The sequence below is a fragment of the Aquimixticola soesokkakensis genome (genome assembly GCF_900172375.1).
Taxonomy (GTDB): domain Bacteria; phylum Pseudomonadota; class Alphaproteobacteria; order Rhodobacterales; family Rhodobacteraceae; genus Aquimixticola; species Aquimixticola soesokkakensis.
In genome coordinates this window covers 84,963-104,530 of record NZ_FWFS01000002.1, presented here as the reverse complement: position 1 = coordinate 104,530, position 19,568 = coordinate 84,963, and the positions used below count along the sequence as shown (strand labels likewise).

Annotated in this window: 18 protein-coding genes; 13 read left to right on the top strand and 5 right to left on the bottom strand. The window is 60.8% G+C overall.

Annotated elements, in window-relative coordinates; genetic code table 11:
* The first annotated feature begins 35 nt into the window (after positions 1–35).
* The 4 genes from AQS8620_RS03470 to AQS8620_RS03455 all read left to right on the top strand — a co-directional run bounded on the left by AQS8620_RS03470 (position 36) and on the right by AQS8620_RS03455 (position 4,130).
* A complete protein-coding gene (locus AQS8620_RS03470) occupies positions 36–626 on the top strand; it encodes a TRAP transporter small permease (protein WP_085835460.1) in 591 nt (196 codons plus the stop codon).
* Positions 626–1,915, top strand: a complete 1,290-nt coding sequence (locus AQS8620_RS03465) for a TRAP transporter large permease (protein WP_085835629.1) — start codon at positions 626–628, stop codon at positions 1,913–1,915. Before AQS8620_RS03470 ends, AQS8620_RS03465 begins: the two co-directional genes overlap by 1 nt.
* 40 nt (positions 1,916–1,955) lie before the next feature.
* A complete protein-coding gene (locus AQS8620_RS03460; RefSeq protein WP_085835459.1) occupies positions 1,956–3,023 on the top strand; it encodes a TRAP transporter substrate-binding protein in 1,068 nt (355 codons plus the stop codon).
* A gap of 96 nt (positions 3,024–3,119) precedes the next feature.
* Complete coding sequence (locus tag AQS8620_RS03455; protein ID WP_085835458.1) at positions 3,120–4,130, top strand: YeiH family protein; 1,011 nt, start codon at positions 3,120–3,122, stop codon at positions 4,128–4,130.
* A gap of 61 nt (positions 4,131–4,191) precedes the next feature.
* Here the strand turns inward: AQS8620_RS03455 and rhaI are convergent, their stop codons facing one another.
* Both rhaI and AQS8620_RS03445 read right to left on the bottom strand, forming a co-directional pair.
* Positions 4,192–5,466, bottom strand: a complete 1,275-nt coding sequence (rhaI, locus tag AQS8620_RS03450; RefSeq protein WP_085835628.1) for an L-rhamnose catabolism isomerase — start codon at positions 5,464–5,466, stop codon at positions 4,192–4,194.
* A 10-nt stretch (positions 5,467–5,476) separates the two neighbouring features.
* Positions 5,477–7,573 (bottom strand): bifunctional rhamnulose-1-phosphate aldolase/short-chain dehydrogenase, encoded by a 2,097-nt coding sequence (locus AQS8620_RS03445; protein WP_085835457.1) that lies wholly within the window; start codon positions 7,571–7,573, stop codon positions 5,477–5,479.
* Between the two features lie 188 nt (positions 7,574–7,761).
* On the opposite strand from AQS8620_RS03445, the gene AQS8620_RS03440 reads away from it, so the two are divergent.
* From AQS8620_RS03440 to AQS8620_RS03405, 8 genes are all read left to right on the top strand, one after another.
* Positions 7,762–8,565: a DeoR/GlpR family DNA-binding transcription regulator gene (locus AQS8620_RS03440; protein ID WP_085835456.1), complete on the top strand. Its 804-nt coding sequence runs from the start codon at positions 7,762–7,764 to the stop codon at positions 8,563–8,565.
* A gap of 54 nt (positions 8,566–8,619) precedes the next feature.
* Positions 8,620–9,609 (top strand): rhamnose ABC transporter substrate-binding protein, encoded by a 990-nt coding sequence (gene rhaS, locus AQS8620_RS03435; RefSeq protein WP_085835455.1) that lies wholly within the window; start codon positions 8,620–8,622, stop codon positions 9,607–9,609.
* Between the two features lie 96 nt (positions 9,610–9,705).
* Positions 9,706–11,235, top strand: coding sequence for a sugar ABC transporter ATP-binding protein (locus tag AQS8620_RS03430; RefSeq protein ID WP_085835627.1), 1,530 nt, complete (start codon positions 9,706–9,708; stop codon positions 11,233–11,235).
* A complete protein-coding gene (locus tag AQS8620_RS03425; protein WP_085835454.1) occupies positions 11,232–12,209 on the top strand; it encodes an ABC transporter permease in 978 nt (325 codons plus the stop codon). The genes AQS8620_RS03430 and AQS8620_RS03425 overlap by 4 nt, the downstream gene beginning before the upstream one ends.
* Positions 12,206–13,201, top strand: coding sequence for an ABC transporter permease (locus AQS8620_RS03420; protein ID WP_143267401.1), 996 nt, complete (start codon positions 12,206–12,208; stop codon positions 13,199–13,201). The genes AQS8620_RS03425 and AQS8620_RS03420 overlap by 4 nt, the downstream gene beginning before the upstream one ends.
* A complete protein-coding gene (gene rhaM, locus AQS8620_RS03415) occupies positions 13,201–13,515 on the top strand; it encodes an L-rhamnose mutarotase (protein WP_085835452.1) in 315 nt (104 codons plus the stop codon). The genes AQS8620_RS03420 and rhaM overlap by 1 nt, the downstream gene beginning before the upstream one ends.
* Entirely contained in the window at positions 13,512–14,891 is a 1,380-nt protein-coding gene (locus AQS8620_RS03410; protein ID WP_085835451.1) for an FGGY-family carbohydrate kinase, read from the top strand. The genes rhaM and AQS8620_RS03410 overlap by 4 nt, the downstream gene beginning before the upstream one ends.
* Positions 14,882–16,027: an alpha-hydroxy acid oxidase gene (locus AQS8620_RS03405; protein ID WP_085835450.1), complete on the top strand. Its 1,146-nt coding sequence runs from the start codon at positions 14,882–14,884 to the stop codon at positions 16,025–16,027. The genes AQS8620_RS03410 and AQS8620_RS03405 overlap by 10 nt, the downstream gene beginning before the upstream one ends.
* 6 nt (positions 16,028–16,033) lie before the next feature.
* Here AQS8620_RS03405 and AQS8620_RS03400 read toward each other — a convergent pair whose 3' ends face one another.
* The 3 genes from AQS8620_RS03400 to kduI are packed head-to-tail and all read right to left on the bottom strand — an operon-like array spanning position 16,034 to position 18,510.
* On the bottom strand, positions 16,034–16,930 hold the full coding sequence (locus AQS8620_RS03400; RefSeq protein ID WP_085835449.1) for a sugar kinase: 897 nt from the start codon (positions 16,928–16,930) through the stop codon (positions 16,034–16,036).
* Positions 16,931–16,941: 11 nt separating this feature from the next.
* Positions 16,942–17,685 (bottom strand): 2-dehydro-3-deoxy-D-gluconate 5-dehydrogenase KduD, encoded by a 744-nt coding sequence (kduD, locus tag AQS8620_RS03395; protein ID WP_085835448.1) that lies wholly within the window; start codon positions 17,683–17,685, stop codon positions 16,942–16,944.
* Positions 17,686–18,510 (bottom strand): 5-dehydro-4-deoxy-D-glucuronate isomerase, encoded by an 825-nt coding sequence (kduI, locus tag AQS8620_RS03390; RefSeq protein WP_085835626.1) that lies wholly within the window; start codon positions 18,508–18,510, stop codon positions 17,686–17,688.
* A gap of 210 nt (positions 18,511–18,720) precedes the next feature.
* On the opposite strand from kduI, the gene AQS8620_RS03385 reads away from it, so the two are divergent.
* Positions 18,721–19,521 (top strand): IclR family transcriptional regulator domain-containing protein, encoded by an 801-nt coding sequence (locus AQS8620_RS03385; protein WP_085835447.1) that lies wholly within the window; start codon positions 18,721–18,723, stop codon positions 19,519–19,521.
* Positions 19,522–19,568 lie beyond the last annotated feature (47 nt).

The following is a 19,568-nucleotide window of genomic DNA, read 5'->3' as shown; positions in this document are numbered from 1 at the left end:
GGAGGCCCCCATGATGTCGCAGAGGGAGAGAAAAAATGAAGGCATTACTGGCACTTATCGTGCCGCTGTCTTGGCTGAACGACTGCGTCCTGAGGGGGGCGCGCGCGATTGGCATGGTGGCGGTTGCCGCGATGGTGATCGCGATCCTTTTGCAGGTGTTCTTTCGCTACGTGTTGAACAATGCCCTGCCGTGGCCCGATGAAGCGGCGCGGTTCTGCATGTTGTGGATGACGGGCCTCATGGCGCCCACGGCCTTTCGTCGCGGGGGGTTCGTGGCCATCGACACGGTGCCGTTGATGTTGCCCGCGCGCCCGGCGCAGATGCTGGCACTGGTGCTGCTTGCCCTGTCGCTGGCGGTGATGGTCATCGCGGTGCAGATCGGCTGGAAAGAGGTCACGGGCCTTGGCGGGCGCTTTGCCTCGGCATCGCTTTATGTGCCGACCTCGCTTGGTTTCGATGCATGGCTGCGCGTGCCGCGCTCGTGGATGATGGCCTCGCTTGTTGTGGGTCTGGTCCTGCTGATTTCGGTAAATATCGAATTGATCCTGCGCAGCCTTGCGCGGTTGCTGGACGGGCAGGTCGCCTTGCCGCTGATCCCGTCGGGCGATGTGAAGGGAGCCGAATGATGCTGATCTGGTTTCTGCCGCTTTTCCTGCTGTTCCTGATGCTGGGCTTGCCGGTGTTCTTCGGGCTGCTTGCGGCCCCCGGAATTCTGCTGTGGCTGAACGGCCAGGAGCGCGACATCACCCTGCTGTATCGCAATCTTTACAACGGGATGGACAGTTTCCCGCTGATGGCGATCCCGTTTTTCATGCTCGCGGGAGAGGTGATGAACCGCGGCGGGATCACCCTGCGGCTGGTCGCGTTTTCCCAAGCGCTCATGGGGCATTTGCGCGGCGGGTTGGCGCATGTGAATGTGCTGTCCTCGATGCTGTTTGCGGGGTTGTCGGGCTCGGCGGTGGCCGACACCTCGGCGCTGGGATCGATGCTGATTCCGGCAATGGAAAAGCAGGGCTACACCCGCAAATTTGCTGCGGCGATCACGGCGGCAAGTTCCGTGATCGGCCCGATCATTCCGCCGTCGGGCATCATGATCATCTACGCCTATGTCATGGGCGAAAGTGTTGCCGCGCTGTTTCTGGCGGGGCTTGTGCCGGGGATTCTGGTCGGGCTTGGCCTGATGCTGATGATCAAGGTTCTGGCCGATAAATACGATTTTCCCGTTGCCTCGCGCAAATACACCTGGGGCGAGCGGGGGCAGGCCAGCCTGAAAGCGTTTTTCCCGCTGCTCACGCCGATCATCATTCTGGGGGGGATTCTGGCGGGGGTTTTCACCCCGACCGAAGCGGCGGCGGTCGCCGTGGCCTATTCCCTGATCGTCAGCCTGTTCGTGCTTAAAACCATGACACTGTCCGAACTGCCCGATGTGCTGGGGCGGGCCGGGATCACCTCGGCGGTGGTGCTGTTGCTCGTGGGCGCGGCGATGTCGTTCAAAACCGTGGTTTCGCTCAGTCACGCGCCGGAATTCATGGCCGATTTCATCCTTGGGCTGACCTCGAACCCGCTGTTGTTGTTGCTGCTGATCAACCTGTTGTTGTTCGCGGTGGGCATGTTCCTGGACGCAGGCCCTGCGATTATCATTTTGGGTCCGATCCTGGGGCCGGTGTTTACGGGCATGGGCGTCGATAGCATCCATTTTGCGATCATCATGTGCGTGAACCTGACCGTCGGCTTGGCCACCCCGCCCATGGGGCTGGTGTTATTTGTCGCCTCTGCGGTCTCGGGTGAAAAGGTCACGACCATCGCGCGCGCCATTTTGCCCTTCTTGGCGGTGGAAGTGGTGGTGATTTTCCTCATCACCTATTTCCCCGCGATTTCCATGACACTTCCGCGTTTGACCGGATTTGCCAATTAGAGCTTTACCAAAGACCCAACATCGTTTCAGGGAGGAAACCATGCTGAAAACCACTGTAAAATCAACCTTCACGGCCCTTTTGGCCGCAAGCGCGCTGATGGCGGGCACGGCGGCGCAAGCGCAGGAATACACGATCCGCGCGACCGCGAATTCCAACGAGAATGATGAGGATTACGACGGGCTTGTCGTGTTCAAAAACTACGTCGAAAGCGCTTCGAACGGGGCGATCGGCGTTGAATTGTTCATCGGCACGCAGCTGTGTTCCAACGGTGCGGAATGTTTGCAAGGCGTCGCGGATGGCGCCATCGACGTGTATATTTCCACCTCCGGCGGCGCGGCGGGGCTGTTTCCTTACGTGCAGGTGCTCGATCTGCCCTATCTCATGAGCGACGACCGGATTGCGGAAGCCGTGCTGTCGGGGGATTTCACCCGCACCATGCGCCAGATGGCGCTTGAAGATTCGGGCGACACGATCCGCTTGATGACCATCGGCAACACCGGCGGCTGGCGCAACTTTGCCAATACCAAACACCGTGTGGCGACGCCGGACGATCTGGAGGGGTTGAAAATGCGCACCGTTGTGGCCGATCTGCCGCAAGAGCTGGTGCGCGCGATGGGCGCTTCGCCCACGCCGATCCCCTGGCCCGAACTGTTTACCTCGCTGCAAACCGGTGTGGTCGAGGGCACGAAAAACGGCATCACCGACATCATGGGCATGAAATTCCCCGATGCCGGTTTGCAGTATCTGACGCTTGACGGCCATGCCTATATGGGCGCGCTGTGGTGGATGTCGAACGAGACATTCCTCGCCCTGCCCGAAGACATGCGCCGCGTCGTGGTGGACGGGTTCTATGCGTTGCAACAGGCCACTTTTGCCTCGCCCAAGCGCAAATCCATCCCCGCCTATGAGGAATTCGTGGCCGGTGGCGGCGATCTTTACGTGCCCACGCCGGACGAAAAGCAGGCCTTTGCGGATGCGGCTGCGCCGGTCTACGCGTGGTTCAAAGCCAATGTGACGCGCGGCGATGAAATCTTCGCCGCGATGGAAAGCGCCGTGAGCAAAGCCCAGAGCGACGTGGATGCGGCGCGCGCTGCCGACTTGAACTAAGCGACCTTGTGTCGATACATCGCGCGGGGCAGGCTTGTCTTGCCCTGCGTGCCCACCGGCGCGTCCCCTCCGCCCGCCCAGACGAAAGCGTTCCTCATGTTTCTATCTGCCCTCTCGCGCCCGCATCTTGTGCAGGCGGGCCGCCAAATTGCACCCGGATTGGCGCTGTCGATCATGGTGGCGATGGCCGCGCAATTCATGTCCGATCACTACGGGGTGCCGGTCATGTTGATGGCAATCCTTTTGGGCATTGCGTTCCAGTTCCTGTCGGAAAACGAGCGCACGGCGCAGGGCATCGCTTTCGCGGCGCGCACGCTGCTTCGGGTCGGCGTGGCGCTTTTGGGGCTGCGGGTCAGCGTGGAAATGGTGCGCGACATCGGGCCTGTGTTTGTCGGGGTGATCATCGCGGGGGTTGCGGTGACGATCCTTGCCTCGGTCGCGATTGCGGGGCTGTTTGGCAAGGACCGCGCCTTCGGGTTCCTGACCGGTGGCTCGGTGGCGATCTGCGGGGCCTCGGCGGCGATGGCGATTGCGTCCATCTTGCCGGAGCGGGAAAATTCCGAGCGCGATCTGGCCTTTACGGTCATTTCGGTGACGGTGTTTTCGACCGTTGCAATGATCCTCTACCCCATCCTTGCGTCACCACTCGGCCTTGGGATGCGCGATACGGGGTTGTTTTTGGGCGGCACGATCCACGACGTGGCCCAGGTTGTGGGGGCGGGCTATTCGGTGTCGGACGAGACCGGCGATCTGGCGACGGTGGTCAAACTGATCCGCGTCACCCTGCTTGCGCCCACCGTGTTGATCGGCGCGCTGATCCTGCGCCGACATGCGCCGGCAACGGGCAAACGCCCGCCCTTGATGCCCGCCTTTGTGGTGGCGTTCTTGATCCTTGCGCTGTTGAATTCGGCCCATATCGTGCCGCAGGCTCTGCTTGATCCGGCCTCAAGCCTGTCGCGCGCGGCTCTGGTCACGGCTGTCGCGGCAGTGGGGATGAAAACCTCGCTTGCCAAACTGGCCGATGTCGGCGGCACGGCGATTGCGATGCTGGCGGTGCAGACCGTCTTTCTGGCGCTGTTTATCCTTGCGGGGATCGCGCTGGTGTAACGCAAAAGGGCGGAGAATGTCCCCCGCCCTGTCGCAAATTCAGTCTCTGATCCAGCAGGATTCAGACAATCCCGCCGCCGGCACCGGAGACTTTCGGACGCACGGCGCTGACCTGCGCGCGATAGCCTGAGGCGCGGTAGGTCATGATCGGATCAATCGCCCCGCCGGTTTCAAGCCGCGCCATGGCGACGATTGCCTCGACATCGGTGCGAAAGCCTGCACGCAAGGTGGCCGAAGCCATCAGCGCATCATTGGCGTCCTGATATCCGGCGAGTGCTTTGCGATCCACAAGGCTTGCCTGAACGAAGGCGCGCTGGATTTCCATCGCCGAGATCATCAGGCTTTCGATCGGATCGGTCACATTATGCGACTGGTCGATCATATGGCTGAGGTTCAACCCCTCTGTGCCCTCGGCATCCACCAATTCGTTCCACACAAGAAACAGGCGGTAGGGGTCGATGGTGCCGGAATCCAGATCATCGTCGCCGTATTTGCTGTCGTTGAAGTGGAAACCACCCAGTTTGCCCTGACGGATCAGGCGGCTCACGATCATTTCGATGTTCACATTGGGTGCGTGGTGCCCCAGATCAACGAGGCACTGCGCCTTGTCGCCCAACTCGCTGGCGATCAGGTAGCTGGTGCCCCAATCCTGAACGACCGTGGAATAGAACGCAGGCTCGTAGATCTTGTGCTCGGAAAAGATCCGCCAATCGTCGGGCAGGCCTTTGTAGATTTCCTTCATCGATCCCATGTAGCGCTCGAACTGGCGGCCCATGTGGGTCTGACCGGGAAAGTTCGAGCCGTCCCCGATCCAGACGGTCAGGGCTTTTGACCCCAGCTTGTCGCCGATTTCGATGCACTCAAGGTTGTGCTCGATGGCCTGTTGACGGGTCGCGGCCTCATTGTGCGACAGAGAGCCGAACTTGTAGGACTGCGCCTGATCGGGCTGGTCCTGAAAGGTGTTCGAATTCATCGCGTCGAATTTGAGGCCATGCTCCTCGGCCTTGGCCAACATGTCGCCCAGATCGGCCTTGTCCCAGGGAATATGCAGCGACACGCTGGGGGTGGCTTGGGTGAGGCTGTGGATCACGCCGCAATCGTCGAGCTTGTCGAAAATATGGCGCGGCTCGCCCTCGCCCGGGAAGCGGGCAAAGCGGGTGCCGCCGGTGCCCGTCCCCCAGGAGGGCACGGCAACGCCAAAGGATTTCGCGCGCTCTTTGACGGCGTCGATGTCGATGCCCGCGCGCGCCAGCTTGTCGCCAAGGGCGGCGTAATCCGCCCTCAGATTCGCTTCGTACTTGGCGTTTTGCGCCGAAATAGTGTCTGTTTTGATCATTTTGGACACCTTAGCGTGTGAAGGCCTGGACGTTGCCTGCGTCCACGTTGATGATATTGCCGGTCGATTTGGCAGAACGGTCGCAAGCAAGGAAATAGGCGGCCTCTGCGATGTCCTCGGGCAGGACAGAGCGCTTGAGCATGGAGCGGTTGCGATACATTTCCTCTAAGCCTTCCTTGTCGGTGCCATAGGTGCCCGCGCGCTGTTCGAGCCACTCGCCTTCCCAGATTTTCGAGCCCTTGAGCACCGCATCGGGGTTGACCACGTTCACGCGAATGCCCGCTTCGGCCCCCTCCAGCGCAAGACAGCGCGCAAGGTGGATTTCGGCCGCTTTCGCCGTGCAATATGCGGAAGCATTGGGCGAGGCGGCAAGGCCGTTTTTCGATGCCACGAAGACCACGGCGCCGCCGATGCCTTGGGTGCGCAGCACCTTGAAGGCTTCGCGCGAGACCAGGAAATAGCCCGTGGACAGAATGTCCATGTTCTTGTTCCACAGCGCCAGCGATGTTTCCTCGATCGACGCGCTGGAGGCGATGCCCGCATTGGACACCAGAATGTCGACGCCGCCAAATTCCACCGCGATGTCGGCGTAGGCGCGCGCCACAGCCGCCTCGTCGGTCACGTTCATTTCCACCGCGCGCACCACGTCGCGGCCGAACTGTTTGGCAAAGCCGTCGCGCACCTCTTGCAATGCGTCCATGTTGATGTCGGCGAGCATCACGCAGGCCCCTTCGGACAGGTAGCGCGCGGCCGTTGCGGCCCCGATGCCCCCCGCCCCGCCGGTGATCAGCGCCACACGACCGGCCATGGATTTGGGCGCGGGCATGCGTTGCAGCTTGGCCTCTTCCAGAAGCCAGTATTCGATGTCAAAGGCTTCCTGTTCGGGCAGGCCGCAATATTGCGACACCGCCGAGGCGCCGCGCATCACGTTGATCGCATTGACATAAAACTCGCCCGAGATGCGCGCCGTCGCACGGTCTTTGGCGAAGGTGATCATGCCGACACCCGGGATCAGATAGACCACGGCGTTGGGATCGCGCAGCGCGGGGGAATCGGCGTGTTTGCAGCGCTCGTAATAGGCTTTGTAGCCCTCGCGGTAGTCGGCGACCTGTTGGGGCAGACCCGCAAGCACGGCGTCGATGTTGTTTTCGGCGGGCACGAAATCAACCACCAGCGGGCAGATCTTGGTGCGCAGGAAGTGGTCGGGGCAGGAGGTGCCCAGAGCGGCGAGGGGGCGCAGGTTGGCCGAGTTCACGAATTCCAGCACCGCATCGGAATCGTCGAAATTGCCGACCATATGCTGCACGCCCGACACCATGCCGCGAATCGCCGGCATGAGGCGCGCGGCCACAGCGCGGCGCGCCTCCGCGTCGAGGGAGTCGTGCACGGGACCACCGAATGCGGGCTTGCCCTCGGTTTCCTTGGCAAAGAACTCGATGGCGGTGTTGATGATGTCGAGCGTCAATTCATAGCAGGTTTTCGCATCATCATCCCACGTGAAAAGACCATGGGATTCAAGGACAACGCCCTTGGCATCGGGGTTTTTGAGGCAGAAATCCTCCAGCCAGAGGCCCAATTCGTAGCCCGGTTTTTTCCACGGAAGCCAGCCGATGGTATCGCCAAAAATCTGTTGGGTGAGTTCCTTGGAATTTTTGGAGGCCGCGATGGCGATGATCGCATCGGGGTGCATGTGATCGACGTGCTTCTTGGGCACATAGGCGTGCAGCGGCGTGTCGATGGAGGCGGCGCGGGCGTTCAAGTTCCACGTGCAATGGGGCAGGAAGCCAACCATTTCGTCCTCATGCTCAAGGCCGCGATACTTGCCTTTGAGCGCGCGCAGCTTGTCCATGTAGAGGGTCGCAAAACCGTCCATTTTGATCGAACCGACATCGCCGCCCGAGCCTTTGACCCAAAGCACTTCGACCTCGCCCCCCGTCAGCGGGTCGGTTTCCATGACCTTCGCGGAGGTATTGCCGCCGCCGTAGTTGGTCACGCGCTTGTCCGAGCCAAGCAGGTTCGAGCGGTACAAAAGCTTTTCGGATTCGCTCATCGTGGCAGCTTTGGCATCATCCCACAGGGATTTCAGCCGCAAGGATGCGGTTGTCATTGGTAATCTCCTCCCGATCGTCCAGTAAGTATCGATGAATTTCAACCGGACCCTGCCCGTGGTGTGACAGATTGTCAATCACAAACAATCATAAACAATCATGCTGCACCTGCATAATGATTGAAATGACAATTTATGATTGACAATGATTGATCATCCGCGCAGATTTGTGAGCATTGGAGGAACGAATGCACGAAAAAGAACGCCATAGGATCATTCTGTCTGCGGTACAGGATCGCCCCGTTGTGACGGTGGTGGATCTCTGCGCGCTGACGGGGGCCTCAGAGGCGACAATTCGGCGCGATATTGCGGCTTTGCACGTCGCAAAGAAGCTCAAGCGCATTCGTGGCGGGGCCGAAGCCCTCAATCCAAACCAGTTTCCCGGCCTTGCGGGGCGCCCCTTTGCGGTGAACGAAACGCTCAGAATCGCGCAAAAGCAAGCAATCGCGCGCGCTGCGGTGGAAATGTGCGCCGAGGGCGAGCCGATCATCATCAATGGCGGGACGACCACGTTTCAGATGGTGCATCCGCTGGCCTCGCGCCGCTGTCAGGTCTTTACCAACTCTTTCGCGATTGCCGAGCATCTGCTGAAGAATTCCAAAAACACCATCCTGCTGTCGGGGGGCGTGATCTACCGCGAGCAGAATATCGTCCTGTCGCCGTTCGAGAACGACGTGACGCGCAATTTCTACGCGCGGCGCATGTTCATGGGCGCGCAGGGCATCGGCCCGCTGGGGCTGATGGAGGCCGACCCGCTGCTGATCCAGGCGGAACAAAAGCTGATCGGGCAGGCGGATGAATTGGTCGTGCTGGCCGATTCCACGAAATTTGACCAGCGATCGAGCCTTGTGCTCTGCGCGCTGGAGCGGATCGACGTGTTGATCACCGATGACGGGATCAGCGATCGGGCGGCGGCCATGCTTGAGGCCGGCGATGTGAAACTTGTTGTGGCCACCCCGAGCGCCACGATGAGGGAGGGAACCGGCACCTGACGCGACACGCGGCGGGCCGGTTGGAAACGGGAAATGGACCTTAGGGAGGATACCATGAAACTGACGAAACTTTTGACCACCGTTGCGGTGGCGAGCGGCCTGTTTGCGGGCGCAGCCTCTGCGGATGACATGCGGATCGCCGTTGTTGTGAAAGCACTCGGCATCGGCTTTTTCGAAGCGGCTGCCAAAGGCGCAGAAGAAGCGGCGGCAGAGCTGGGGGATGTGGAAATCATCTACACCGGCCCGACCGACACCACGGCAGAGGGTCAGATCGAGGTGATCAACTCGCTCATCGCGCAGAATGTTGACGCGATTGCCGTGTCGGCCAATGACACCGATGCGCTTGTGCCCACGCTGAAAAAGGCCATGCAGCGCGGCATCAAAGTCATTTCGTGGGACAGCGGCGTGGCCGAAGAGGGCCGCATGATGCACCTCAACCCCTCGTCCAACCCTCTGATCGGCAACATGATTATCAAACTTGCCGCGGATCATTTGCCCGAGGGCGGTGAAGTGGCGGTGCTGTCGGCAACCACCACCTCGACGAACCAGAACATCTGGATCGAAGAAATGAACAAGGTGATGGGCAACTACCCGGGAATCGAGGTGGTCGCGACCGTCTATGGCGACGATCTGGCGGATAAATCCTACCGCGAGGCGACCGGCCTGATGCAATCCTACCCCGATCTCGATGCGATCATCGCGCCGACCTCGGTGGGCATCGTCGCCGCCGCGCAAGCCGTCGTGGATGCAGGCAAAGTCGGTCAGGTGAATGTCACCGGTCTGGGCCTGCCCTCGGAAATGGCGGGCGCAGTTGAATCGGGTGCGTCGCAGTCTTTCGCGATCTGGAACCCGATTGATCTGGGCTATTCGGCGACGATGATTGCCTATCATCTGGCCAAAGGCGATGCGACGGCCGAGCCGGGTGCGACCATTTCGATGGGCCGCATGGGGGAGGTGACGCTGGATGACACGACCTCCGGCGCGATGGCCGATCCCTTTGTCTATGACAGCTCGAACATCGACGATTTCAAAGACATCTTCTGATTTTTCAGGGGTGTTTTGAAGGACGGCGCGCATTGGGGGGCCATCCCGCGCGCCGTCCCCTTTTTTCGACCAGCGGGGGGCGGGATCATGCAAGCCATGACCAACAGTCCGGCATCGGGTGAAACGCCCGTGCTGGCACTTGATCAAATCGTCAAAGAATTTCCAGGCGTGCGGGCGCTCGACGGGGTGCAGCTTGCGCTTTATCCGGGCGAAGTGACGGCGCTGATCGGGGAAAACGGCGCGGGCAAATCGACCATCGTCAAAATTCTGACGGGGATCTACCAGCCCGACGGGGGCGATATCCGCCTTGACGGCGCGCCCGTGCGCTTTCCCACCGCCCAGGCGGCGGCGGATGCGGGGGTCACGGCGATCCATCAGGAAACGGTGTTGTTCGACGAGTTGTCGGTCGCGGAAAATATCTTTTTGGGCCATGCGCCCAAGGGTAAATTCGGGCTGATCGACACCGCACGCATGAAGCGCGAGGCGCGTGCCATTCTTGACGGGATCGGCGCATCCATGGATGTCGATGTGCGGCTGCGCGACCTTGGCATCGCCTCCAAACACCTTGTTGCCATCAGCCGCGCCCTGTCGATCGAGGCGCGTGTGGTGATCATGGATGAACCCACCGCCGCGCTGAGCCAGAAAGAGATCGAAGAGCTCTACGAGCTGGTCGATCAACTCAAGGCGCAGGGCAAGGCGATCCTGTTCATCAGCCACAAATTCGACGAGATTTTCCGCATTGCCGACCGCTACACCGTGTTTCGCGACGGGCAATTCGTGGCGGCGGGCAAAATGGCCGAGATCGACGAGGCGCAACTGGTGCAAATGATGGTGGGCCGCGCGGTCGACCAGATTTTTCCCAAACGCGCCGCGCGGATTGGCGATGAGGTGCTCAAAGTGGTGGGCTATTCCCACCCCACCGAATTCGAGGACATCAATTTCAGTCTCAAACGCGGGGAGATCCTCGGGTTTTACGGGCTGGTGGGCGCGGGGCGCTCGGAGTTCATGCAAAGCCTGATCGGCATCACCAAGCCGTCAAAAGGCGTGGCGCGGGTCGCTGGCGATATTCGCGTGATCCGCTCGCCTGCCGATGCGATTGACGCGGGCATTGTCTATGTGCCCGAAGATCGCGGCAAGCAGGGCGCGATCACCACCATGCCGATTTTTCAGAACGTCACGCTGCCCTCTTTGGGCAAGACGTCGAAAAACGGATTTATCCGGCTGGCCGAGGAATTCGCGCTGGCGCGCGAGTATACGCAACGTCTGGACCTGCGGGCGGCGTCCCTTGACACGCCTGTCGGCAGCCTGTCGGGCGGCAACCAGCAAAAAGTCGTCATTGCCAAATGGCTGGCCACCCAGCCCAAGGTCATCATCCTCGACGAGCCGACGAAAGGCATCGACATCGGCTCGAAAGCCGCCGTGCATGATTTCATGTCCGAACTGGCGGGGCAGGGCCTGTCGGTGATCATGGTCAGCTCGGAAATCCCCGAAATTCTGGGCATGTCCGATCGGGTGATCGTGATGCGCGAGGGGCGCATGGTGGCCGAATTGGCGGGCGATGACCTGACCCCTGAAACCCTGGTGCGCCACGCAGCGGGCATCGGATCAAAAGGAGAGGCAGCATGAGCTTTCTCAAATCGCGCGAAGCGATCCTGACGGGGGCGATTGTGGCCCTTTTGGCGCTTGTCGCTACCCGCTACGGCGCCTTCATCCGTCCGGCCAATCTGGCGGCGGTGTTCAATGATACCTCGCCGTTGATCATTCTGGCGCTTGGGCAGATGGTGGTGATCCTCACCCGTTGCATCGACCTCTCGGTTGCGGCCAATCTGGCGCTGACGGGCATGGTCTGTGCCATGCTGAACGTCGCCATGCCGGGCCTGCCGATTGGGGTGATCCTTGTCGTGGCCCTGGCGTTGGGCGCGGCTTTGGGGGCGATCAACGGCCTTCTGGTCTGGAAGCTCGACATCCCCCCCATCGTGGTGACGCTGGGCACGATGACCATTTTTCGCGGCGTGATCTTTTTGTTGTCGGACGGGCAATGGGTCAATTCCCATGAAATGAGCGCCTCTTTCACCGGATTTGCGCGCCATGTGATCCTCGGCCTGCCGGTGCTCAGCTGGATTGCCATTCTGGTGGCGCTGGTGATGCTGGTGGTGATGACCCGCACCCCGATGGGGCGCGCCCTCTATGCCGTGGGGGGCAATCCCCATGCCGCCGTCTACACGGGGATCAACGTGGGGCGGTCGCAATTCATCGCCTTTGTGATCTCGGGGATGCTGGCGGGGCTGTGCGGGTATCTGTGGATCGCCCGCTACGCGGTCGCCTATGTTGATATCGCCGGCGGGTTCGAGTTGGACGTTGTCGCGGCCTGCGTGATTGGCGGCATCTCGATTGCAGGCGGAATAGGGACTGTTGGCGGCGCTATCTTGGGCGCGCTCTTTCTTGGCATCATCAAGAACGCCTTGCCTGTGGTTGATATTTCTCCCTTCTGGCAACTCGCAATTTCGGGCGCCGCGATCATCATCGCCGTCCTGTTCAATGCCCGCGCGGATCGCACAAAAGGCCGCGTCATCCTCAAATCTGCGGAGGTAACCCAATGAGCATGGCCGACCATCGTCCCCGTTCCATTCCCGATCAACTGACCACGCCGCTGGCGCGGGCCCTCAAAAGCTGGGAAAGCCTGCTGCTGGTCGTGGCGATCGGGATTTTCATCCTCAACAGCTTTGCGTCGCCCTATTTTCTGAACGCCTGGAGCCTGTCTGACGCCACGTTCAACTTTACCGAAAAGGCGATGATTGCCTTTGCCATGGCCCTGCTGATCGTCGCGGGGGAAATCGACCTGTCGGTTGCGTCGATCATCGCGCTGGCCTCTACCGCGATGGGCGTTGCGCTGCAACTGGGCGCAGGGACGCCGGTTCTGGTGCTGGTCGGGCTTGGCACGGGTCTGCTGTGCGGGGCGTTCAACGGCGTGCTGGTCACGCGGTTCGGCTTGCCGTCCATCGTGGTCACCATCGGCACAATGAGCCTGTTTCGCGGCATCAGCTACATCATCCTTGGCGACGGCGCGTTTCGCGGCTACCCGGCTGATTTCGCGTGGTTCGGTCAGGGCTATGTGTTTTGGGTGATCTCGGTCGAATTCGTGATTTTCGCCCTGTTGGCGGTGGTCTACGGCGTGGTGCTGCACAAAACCAACTTTGGCCGCGCGGTCTATGCCGTGGGCAACAATGCCACTGCGGCGCTGTTTTCGGGCATCCGCGTCGGGCGCGTCAAAATGATCCTCTTTTTGCTCACCGGATTGATGTCGGGACTGGCGGCAATCTGCCTGACCTCGCGCCTTGGGTCGACGCGCCCCTCTATCGGCACGGGCATGGAACTGGAAGTGGTGACCATGGTCGTGCTGGGCGGCGTGAACATTCTGGGCGGTTCGGGATCCATCCCCGGCGTGGTGATCGCGGCCTTTGTCATGGGGCTTGTGACCTTTGGCCTTGGCCTGCTGAATGTTCCGGGCATCGTGATGTCGATCTTTATCGGCCTGTTGTTGATCGGGGTCATCGCCCTACCGCGCCTCTGGGCAAAGCTGCGGAGGGCGTGATGGAAAAATATGCTTTCCGAATGACCCTGCATGCGGGCAAACTGGACGAATATCGCAAGCGCCATGACGAGATCTGGCCAGAATTGGTGAGCTTGCTCAAAGAGGCAGGGGTCGAGGATTATTCGATCCATTATGACCCGCAAACCCGCGCGCTGTTCGGGGTTTTGTGGCGGCGCGACGATCACAGCATGGACAGTCTGCCGGATCATCCGGTGATGCAAAAATGGTGGGCGCATATGGCCGATATCATGGAAACACATGCCGACAACCGACCCGCGCAGGTCGATTTGACGCCCGTGTTCCACCTGCCATGAGCGCCCCGCGTCATATCGCGGTGATTGATGTCGGGAAAACCAACGCCAAGCTGGTGTTGGTCGATGGCGAGACGCTGGGCGAAATCGCCGTGGTCACCCGCCCCAACACCGTCTTGGCGGGGCCGCCCTATCCCCATTTCGATCTTGACGGGCATTGGGATTTCTTTGTCGAGAACCTCACCAGATTTCAGGCCAGCTACGGCGTCGATGCAATTTCGGTGACCACGCATGGCGCGGCGGCGGTGCTGCTGGACGCCCAAGGTGGCCTCGCGGCGCCGATGCTGGACTACGAACATGAAGGGCCGGACTCTTGCGCCGCCGCCTATGACGCCATTCGCCCCGATTTCGCGCTGACCGGATCGCCGCGTCTGGGCATGGGATTGAACCTTGGCGCGCAGATTTTCTGGCAGTTCTCCGAGGATCCGCAATTGTCGGACCGCGTCGCCCATGTGCTGACCTATCCGCAATATTGGGTCTATCGCCTGACGGGGCAGTTTGGCACGGATGTGACCTCTCTTGGGTGTCACACCGATCTCTGGAACCCCTTCGAGCGGGCGTTCTCGCCGCTGGTTGAGCGGCTTGGCCTGAGGGAAAAACTTGGCGCGCCGCATCGCTCCAGCGATGTTTTGGGCCATGTTAGTGTCGATATTGCCGCGCGAACGGGTCTTGCGCAAACAACGCCGGTGGTCTGTGGCATCCACGACAGCAATGCCTCGCTGTATCCGCATGTTCTGGGGCGACAGGGAGGTTTCTCGGTCGTTTCCACAGGGACCTGGGTGATTGCGATGGCCGTGAACGGCGCGGCGCAGCGCCTTGATCCGGCGCGGGATACTTTGGTCAATGTGAATGCGCTTGGCGATCCTGTGCCCTCGGCGCGCTTCATGGGCGGGCGCGAATTCGAACTGATCCGTGACGGCGCGGCGACGGAGGTTAGCCAAGCGGACCGCGCGGCGGTTCTGGCGCAAAAGGTGATGCTTTTGCCCGCCGTAGAGCCCAATTCCGGCCCGTTCAAAGGCAAAACGGGCGGCTGGACCCGGCCCCCGCAAAGCCCTGGCGCGCGGATGGTGGCGCTGTCGTGGTATCTGGCGTTGATGAGCGACACATGTCTGACGCTGATCGGCGCGCAAGGCCCGGTGATCGTCGAGGGGCCGTTTGCGCGCAACGCCGATTATCTGGCGATGCTGGCGGCCCTGCGCCGCGAAGGGGTCGAAGTGGCGCAATCCGCGACCGGCACCAGCGTGGGCAGCGCGCTGTTGTTTGCCGAACACGCGCAGCCCCCCGCGAGCCGGAAAATAAAGCCCGAAGATGTCGCGCGCTTGCAAGCCTATGCCCAAAGCTGGCGCGACACTGTGCAAGGAGAGGCGACATGCGCCTGACAGATTGTCATAATTTCAAAGACTTCCGCAGGCTGGCGCAGCGCCGCTTGCCCGCGCCGATCTTCAACTACATCGACGGGGCGGCGGATGACGAGACCACCTATCGGCGCAACACCTCGGCCTTTGAGACCTGCGATCTGATCCCCAACGTGCTGCGCGGCGTGCAGGAGGTGGATATGTCCGTGACCGTCATGGGGCAGAAAATCGGGATGCCGGTCTATTGTTCGCCCACGGCGTTGCAACGGCTGTTTCACCATCAGGGCGAGCGGGCCGTGGCGGCGGCGGCGGAAAAATACGACACGATGTTTGGCGTCTCCTCGCTGGGCACCGTGTCCATGGAAGAATTGGCCCGAAAACACGCCAATCCGCAGATGTACCAGTTCTATTTCCACAAGGATCGCGGTTTGAACCGCGCCATGATGGCAAAGGCCAAGGAAAGCGGCATCAAGGTGATGATGCTGACCGTCGATAGTATCACGGGGGGCAACCGCGAACGCGATCTGCGCACGGGATTTTCCATCCCCTTCAAGCTGACCCTGGGCGGGGCGGCGGCTTTTGCGATGAAGCCTGCCTGGGGGATAAACTACGTCACGCACGAGAAATTCTCGCTGCCCCAACTCGACGCCCACATTGATATGAAGGGCGATACCTTGACCATCGGGCGCTATTTCACCGAGATGCTCGACCCGTCGATGAACTGGGACGATGTGGCGCAAATGGTGGCCGAATGGGGCGGTGAATTCTGTCTCAAGGGAATTATGAGCGCTGCGGATGCACGCCGCGCTGCCGATATCGGCTGTACGGGGATCGTGATTTCCAACCACGGGGGGCGCCAGCTTGACGGCTCGCGCTCGAGTTTCGACCAGCTTGACGAGATCGTTCAAGCCGTCGGAGACCGGATGGATGTGATCCTGGACAGCGGCGTGACGCGCGGCACCCATGTCCTCAAAGCGATGGCCCTGGGTGCGAAAGCGGTGGGTCTGGGGCGGTATTACCTCTTTCCGCTGGCCGCGGCAGGTCAGCCCGGAGTCGAGCGGGCTTTGGGTCTGATGCAGGCCGAAATCACCCGCGCGATGCGGTTGATGGGGGTGACCCGATTGGATCAGCTCACCCCCGAGATGCTGCGCTTTCGCTAAAAGAGCCTAGTCGCGCGGCAGGATCGCCCCGCGGTGGGCGATCACCCGCCCCGCAAGCTTGTGACCGGCGATCGCGGCGTCCTGTGCGCGCGCGCCTTGCAGATGCGCGGCCAAATAGCCGGCGTTAAAGCTGTCGCCCGCGGCGGTGGTATCGACGGGCACAACCGGCGCGGGGATGGGAACATGGGTGTCGAGACCGTTCTGGCGGATCACGCACCCCTCCGCCCCGCTTTTAAGCACCACGGTTTCGACGCCGTAGCCCTGCATCCGCGCCAAGCAGTCGGCGGTCGAGGAATCGCCCCACATCAGCTGTTCGTCGTCAAAGGTGGGAAAGGCCATATGGCTGAGCGACAGCGCGCGCGCGAACATGTCGCGGGCGTGATCTTCGCGCCCCGCCCACAAACGGGGGCGATAATTGCCGTCAAAAGCAATCCGCGCGCCCTGCGCCCGCGCGCGTTCCAACAGCGAAAACAGCGCATCGCGGCTGTCGTCGAAGGTGTAGAGGCTGATGCCCGACAGGTAGATCATCGGGGTCTGCGCGATGGCGTCGAGCGCCTCGGGCGTGGCCTCGTCCCAAAAGCTGCGCGCCGCAGCCTGGGCCCGCCAGTAGTGAAAAAACCGCTCGCCACTCGCGTCGTTGGAAATCGAATAGAGACCGGTTGTCGCGCGGGTGCTGGTCAGCAAAAACCGGTCGTCGACCGCGTTTTCGTGCAGCATTTCGCGGATGCGCATGCCGAACGGATCGCTGCCCACCATGGAGCCAAAGCCGGCGCGCATGCCCGCGCGCGCCAGATAAACGGCCGTGTTGAATGTGTCGCCGCCAACGCCAATGGTGTGGCTGCCGTCTGGCGCAAAGCCAATTTCGCCCATGGCTTCGCCAAGACAGATGAGGTCTAGGGTCATATTCGGTCCTTTCAGCGGGCCATCCAGCCGCCGTCTACGTTCAGAACCGCACCCGTGACATATTTTGCCGCCCGCGAACAGAGGTAGGCGGCGGTTCCGCCGATATCCTCGGCCGCGCCCCAGCGACCGGCGGGGATTCGATCCAGAATGGCTTTCGCACGCTCGGGATCGGCGCGCAGCGCATCGGTGTTATTCGTGGCAATGTATCCCGGGGCAATCGCGTTGACCGTGATCCCATGGGGGGCCCATTCATTGGCAAGGATTTTGGTAATCCCCGCCACCGCATGTTTGGAGGCCGTGTAGGCGGGCACGCGGATGCCGCCCTGAAAGGACAATAGCGAGGCGATATTGACGATGGCGCCGGATTTTCCTTGTGCGATCAATTCGCGCCCAAAGGCCTGACAGGTGAAAAACAGCGCCTTCTGGTTCACGTCGATGACGGCGTCCCAATCGGCCTCGGAGTAATCGGTGCTGTCCTCGCGCCGGATGATGCCGGCGTTGTTGACCAGCAATGTATAGCCCGCCCCCGCAAAGCTGTCCCGCGCGGCCATCGGGTCCGCAAAATCAAGGAGCAGCGTCGTGGCGCTGCCCCCGTTTCGGGTGATCATATCCACCGTCTCGTCACAGGCGCGCCGCCCTGCGCAGGTCACGGTTGCGCCCTGTGCGGCAAGGGCCACGGCAATGGCCTGACCGATGCCGGTATTTGCACCTGTCACAAGGGCTTTGTGCCCCTCAAGGGAAAAGAGATCAGACATTTACAGCAGGTCCTTGGGCTGGATGAAATCCATGTCGGTATAGTCGATATTGTCGCCCGCCATCGCCCAGATGAAGGTATATTTGCCGATACCTGCGCCCGAGTGGATCGACCACGGCGGAGAAATTGCGCCCTCTTCGTTGCTGATCATCAGGTGGCGGGTTTCGCTCGGTTCGCCCATCAGATGCAGAACGCGGCTGGCGTCATCCATGCCCCAATAGAGGTAGGCTTCCATGCGGCGATCGTGGATATGGCTTGGAATCGTGTTCCAGACCGAGCCCTCTTCAAGGGAGGTATAGCCCAAGATCAACTGGCAGCTTTCCATGACATTGGGGTGGATGAACTGCTTGATCGTGCGTTTGTTGGAATTCTCGACATCCCCCATTTTGACTTCGACACAATCGGCCAAGGTCACGAGTTTGTTGGGGAATTTCGCATGTGCCGGAGCGGAGGTGATGTAGAACCGCCCTGCGCCGTCAAAGGTGACAGCGCCCGTGCCCATGCCCAGATACAACACATCGCCGCTGTTGAGGGTATAGGTTTCACCATCTGCCGCAACCGTGCCGGTCCCGCCAATGTTGACGATGCCCATTTCGCGCCGCTCAAGGAAAGTGGCGGTTTTGGTTTCTGCAACCACGTCCAGGGTCAGGGCCTTGCCCGCAGGCACCGCGCCGCCCATCACGAACCGGTCGTAATGGGTGTAGATCAACTTGATTTCACCCTGCACAAACAGGGACTGCGCAAGGAAATTGTCGCGCAACGCGGCGGTGTCCATCGTCTTGGCATGCGCGGGGTGAATGGCGTGACGGGTTTCAACGGTAAGCATAAGGCGTCCTGTTCCAAGATGTCCAAATTTGCGGTTTATCGTTTCAAAAAAACGAAACCAAATTTCATTTTTGAATTCATCATACGAGCGTCGGGGACGCAATAGATTTCTTGAAACAATTTATATACTACAAAATCATGGCTTTAGGTCGGCTTGACAGGTCGGAATAAAAAATTCAGTATCTGATTTCATAAAATATAGAATGGTCAGATGCCTGAAGCCTCCTCCAAAACCGACAATGTCGCCTCCGTTTTGAAAGTGTTTGCCGTGCTGGAAACATTGGCGCAGGAGGGCGAAGCAAGCCTTGCGGTAATTGCGCAACGCGCTTTAACCTCGAAAAGCACCACCCATCGGGTTTTGCAAACGATGGTGGATTTGGGCTATGTGCGCCAGAATCGTGACACGGAACACTATGCCTTATCGACGAAACTGCTGGGCGTCGCGGTCAAGGCGTTGAACGATGACGGCAGCCTCATGCATGCAGCGGATCGGGCGATGGCAACGCTTGCGCGCGCGACCGGCGAGGCGATCAACCTTGGCGTGATGGATGAGCACGAGCAACGGGTTGTCTATATCCACCAGCATAAAAGCAGTTTCAGCCTGTCGTTGAAATGCACCCTGGGGATGCGCAATCCGCTTCATTGTACCGCGCTTGGCAAGGCGTTGCTGGCGTGGCGCGCCCCGGAAGAAATCGCGGCGCGCATGGCCTTGATGGATTTTGCACCCCATGCCGCAGGGACGATCACCGACCCGCGGACGTTTCGCGCCGAATTGGACCTTGCGCGCGCGCGCGGCTATGCCGAGGAGATCGAGGAAAATGAAGCGGGCGTGCGCTGTATGGCGGCACCTTTGTTTGATCACATCGGCCGTCCTGTGGCGGCGGTGTCGATGTCGTTTTTGATGCTGCGCTTTGATGAGGCGCGTCACGGCGAGTACAGCGCGCTGCTGCGCGAGGTGACCCGCGCGGCATCCGCCGATTTGGGCTATGCGGTGCGCGCGCCGCAGGCTTGACACGGGCGCGCGGGCACGATCCTGTCGGCGCAAAACGGAGTGCTGAC

What these genes read in the sequence shown, in the direction of transcription:
- AQS8620_RS03420 (WP_143267401.1), top strand. Translation starts at nt 12,206, where the DNA reads ATGAGCATGGCCGACCATCGTCCCCGTTCCATTCCCGATCAACTGACC.
- AQS8620_RS03440 (WP_085835456.1), top strand. Translation starts at nt 7,762, where the DNA reads ATGCACGAAAAAGAACGCCATAGGATCATTCTGTCTGCGGTACAGGAT.
- rhaS (WP_085835455.1), top strand. Translation starts at nt 8,620, where the DNA reads ATGAAACTGACGAAACTTTTGACCACCGTTGCGGTGGCGAGCGGCCTG.
- AQS8620_RS03455 (WP_085835458.1), top strand. Translation starts at nt 3,120, where the DNA reads ATGTTTCTATCTGCCCTCTCGCGCCCGCATCTTGTGCAGGCGGGCCGC.
- AQS8620_RS03470 (WP_085835460.1), top strand. Translation starts at nt 36, where the DNA reads ATGAAGGCATTACTGGCACTTATCGTGCCGCTGTCTTGGCTGAACGAC.
- AQS8620_RS03400 (WP_085835449.1), bottom strand. Translation starts at nt 16,930, where the DNA reads ATGACCCTAGACCTCATCTGTCTTGGCGAAGCCATGGGCGAAATTGGC.
- AQS8620_RS03445 (WP_085835457.1), bottom strand. Translation starts at nt 7,573, where the DNA reads ATGACAACCGCATCCTTGCGGCTGAAATCCCTGTGGGATGATGCCAAA.
- kduD (WP_085835448.1), bottom strand. Translation starts at nt 17,685, where the DNA reads ATGTCTGATCTCTTTTCCCTTGAGGGGCACAAAGCCCTTGTGACAGGT.
- AQS8620_RS03410 (WP_085835451.1), top strand. Translation starts at nt 13,512, where the DNA reads ATGAGCGCCCCGCGTCATATCGCGGTGATTGATGTCGGGAAAACCAAC.
- AQS8620_RS03405 (WP_085835450.1), top strand. Translation starts at nt 14,882, where the DNA reads ATGCGCCTGACAGATTGTCATAATTTCAAAGACTTCCGCAGGCTGGCG.
- rhaM (WP_085835452.1), top strand. Translation starts at nt 13,201, where the DNA reads ATGGAAAAATATGCTTTCCGAATGACCCTGCATGCGGGCAAACTGGAC.
- AQS8620_RS03385 (WP_085835447.1), top strand. Translation starts at nt 18,721, where the DNA reads ATGCCTGAAGCCTCCTCCAAAACCGACAATGTCGCCTCCGTTTTGAAA.
- AQS8620_RS03425 (WP_085835454.1), top strand. Translation starts at nt 11,232, where the DNA reads ATGAGCTTTCTCAAATCGCGCGAAGCGATCCTGACGGGGGCGATTGTG.
- rhaI (WP_085835628.1), bottom strand. Translation starts at nt 5,466, where the DNA reads ATGATCAAAACAGACACTATTTCGGCGCAAAACGCCAAGTACGAAGCG.
- AQS8620_RS03430 (WP_085835627.1), top strand. Translation starts at nt 9,706, where the DNA reads ATGACCAACAGTCCGGCATCGGGTGAAACGCCCGTGCTGGCACTTGAT.
- AQS8620_RS03460 (WP_085835459.1), top strand. Translation starts at nt 1,956, where the DNA reads ATGCTGAAAACCACTGTAAAATCAACCTTCACGGCCCTTTTGGCCGCA.
- kduI (WP_085835626.1), bottom strand. Translation starts at nt 18,510, where the DNA reads ATGCTTACCGTTGAAACCCGTCACGCCATTCACCCCGCGCATGCCAAG.
- AQS8620_RS03465 (WP_085835629.1), top strand. Translation starts at nt 626, where the DNA reads ATGCTGATCTGGTTTCTGCCGCTTTTCCTGCTGTTCCTGATGCTGGGC.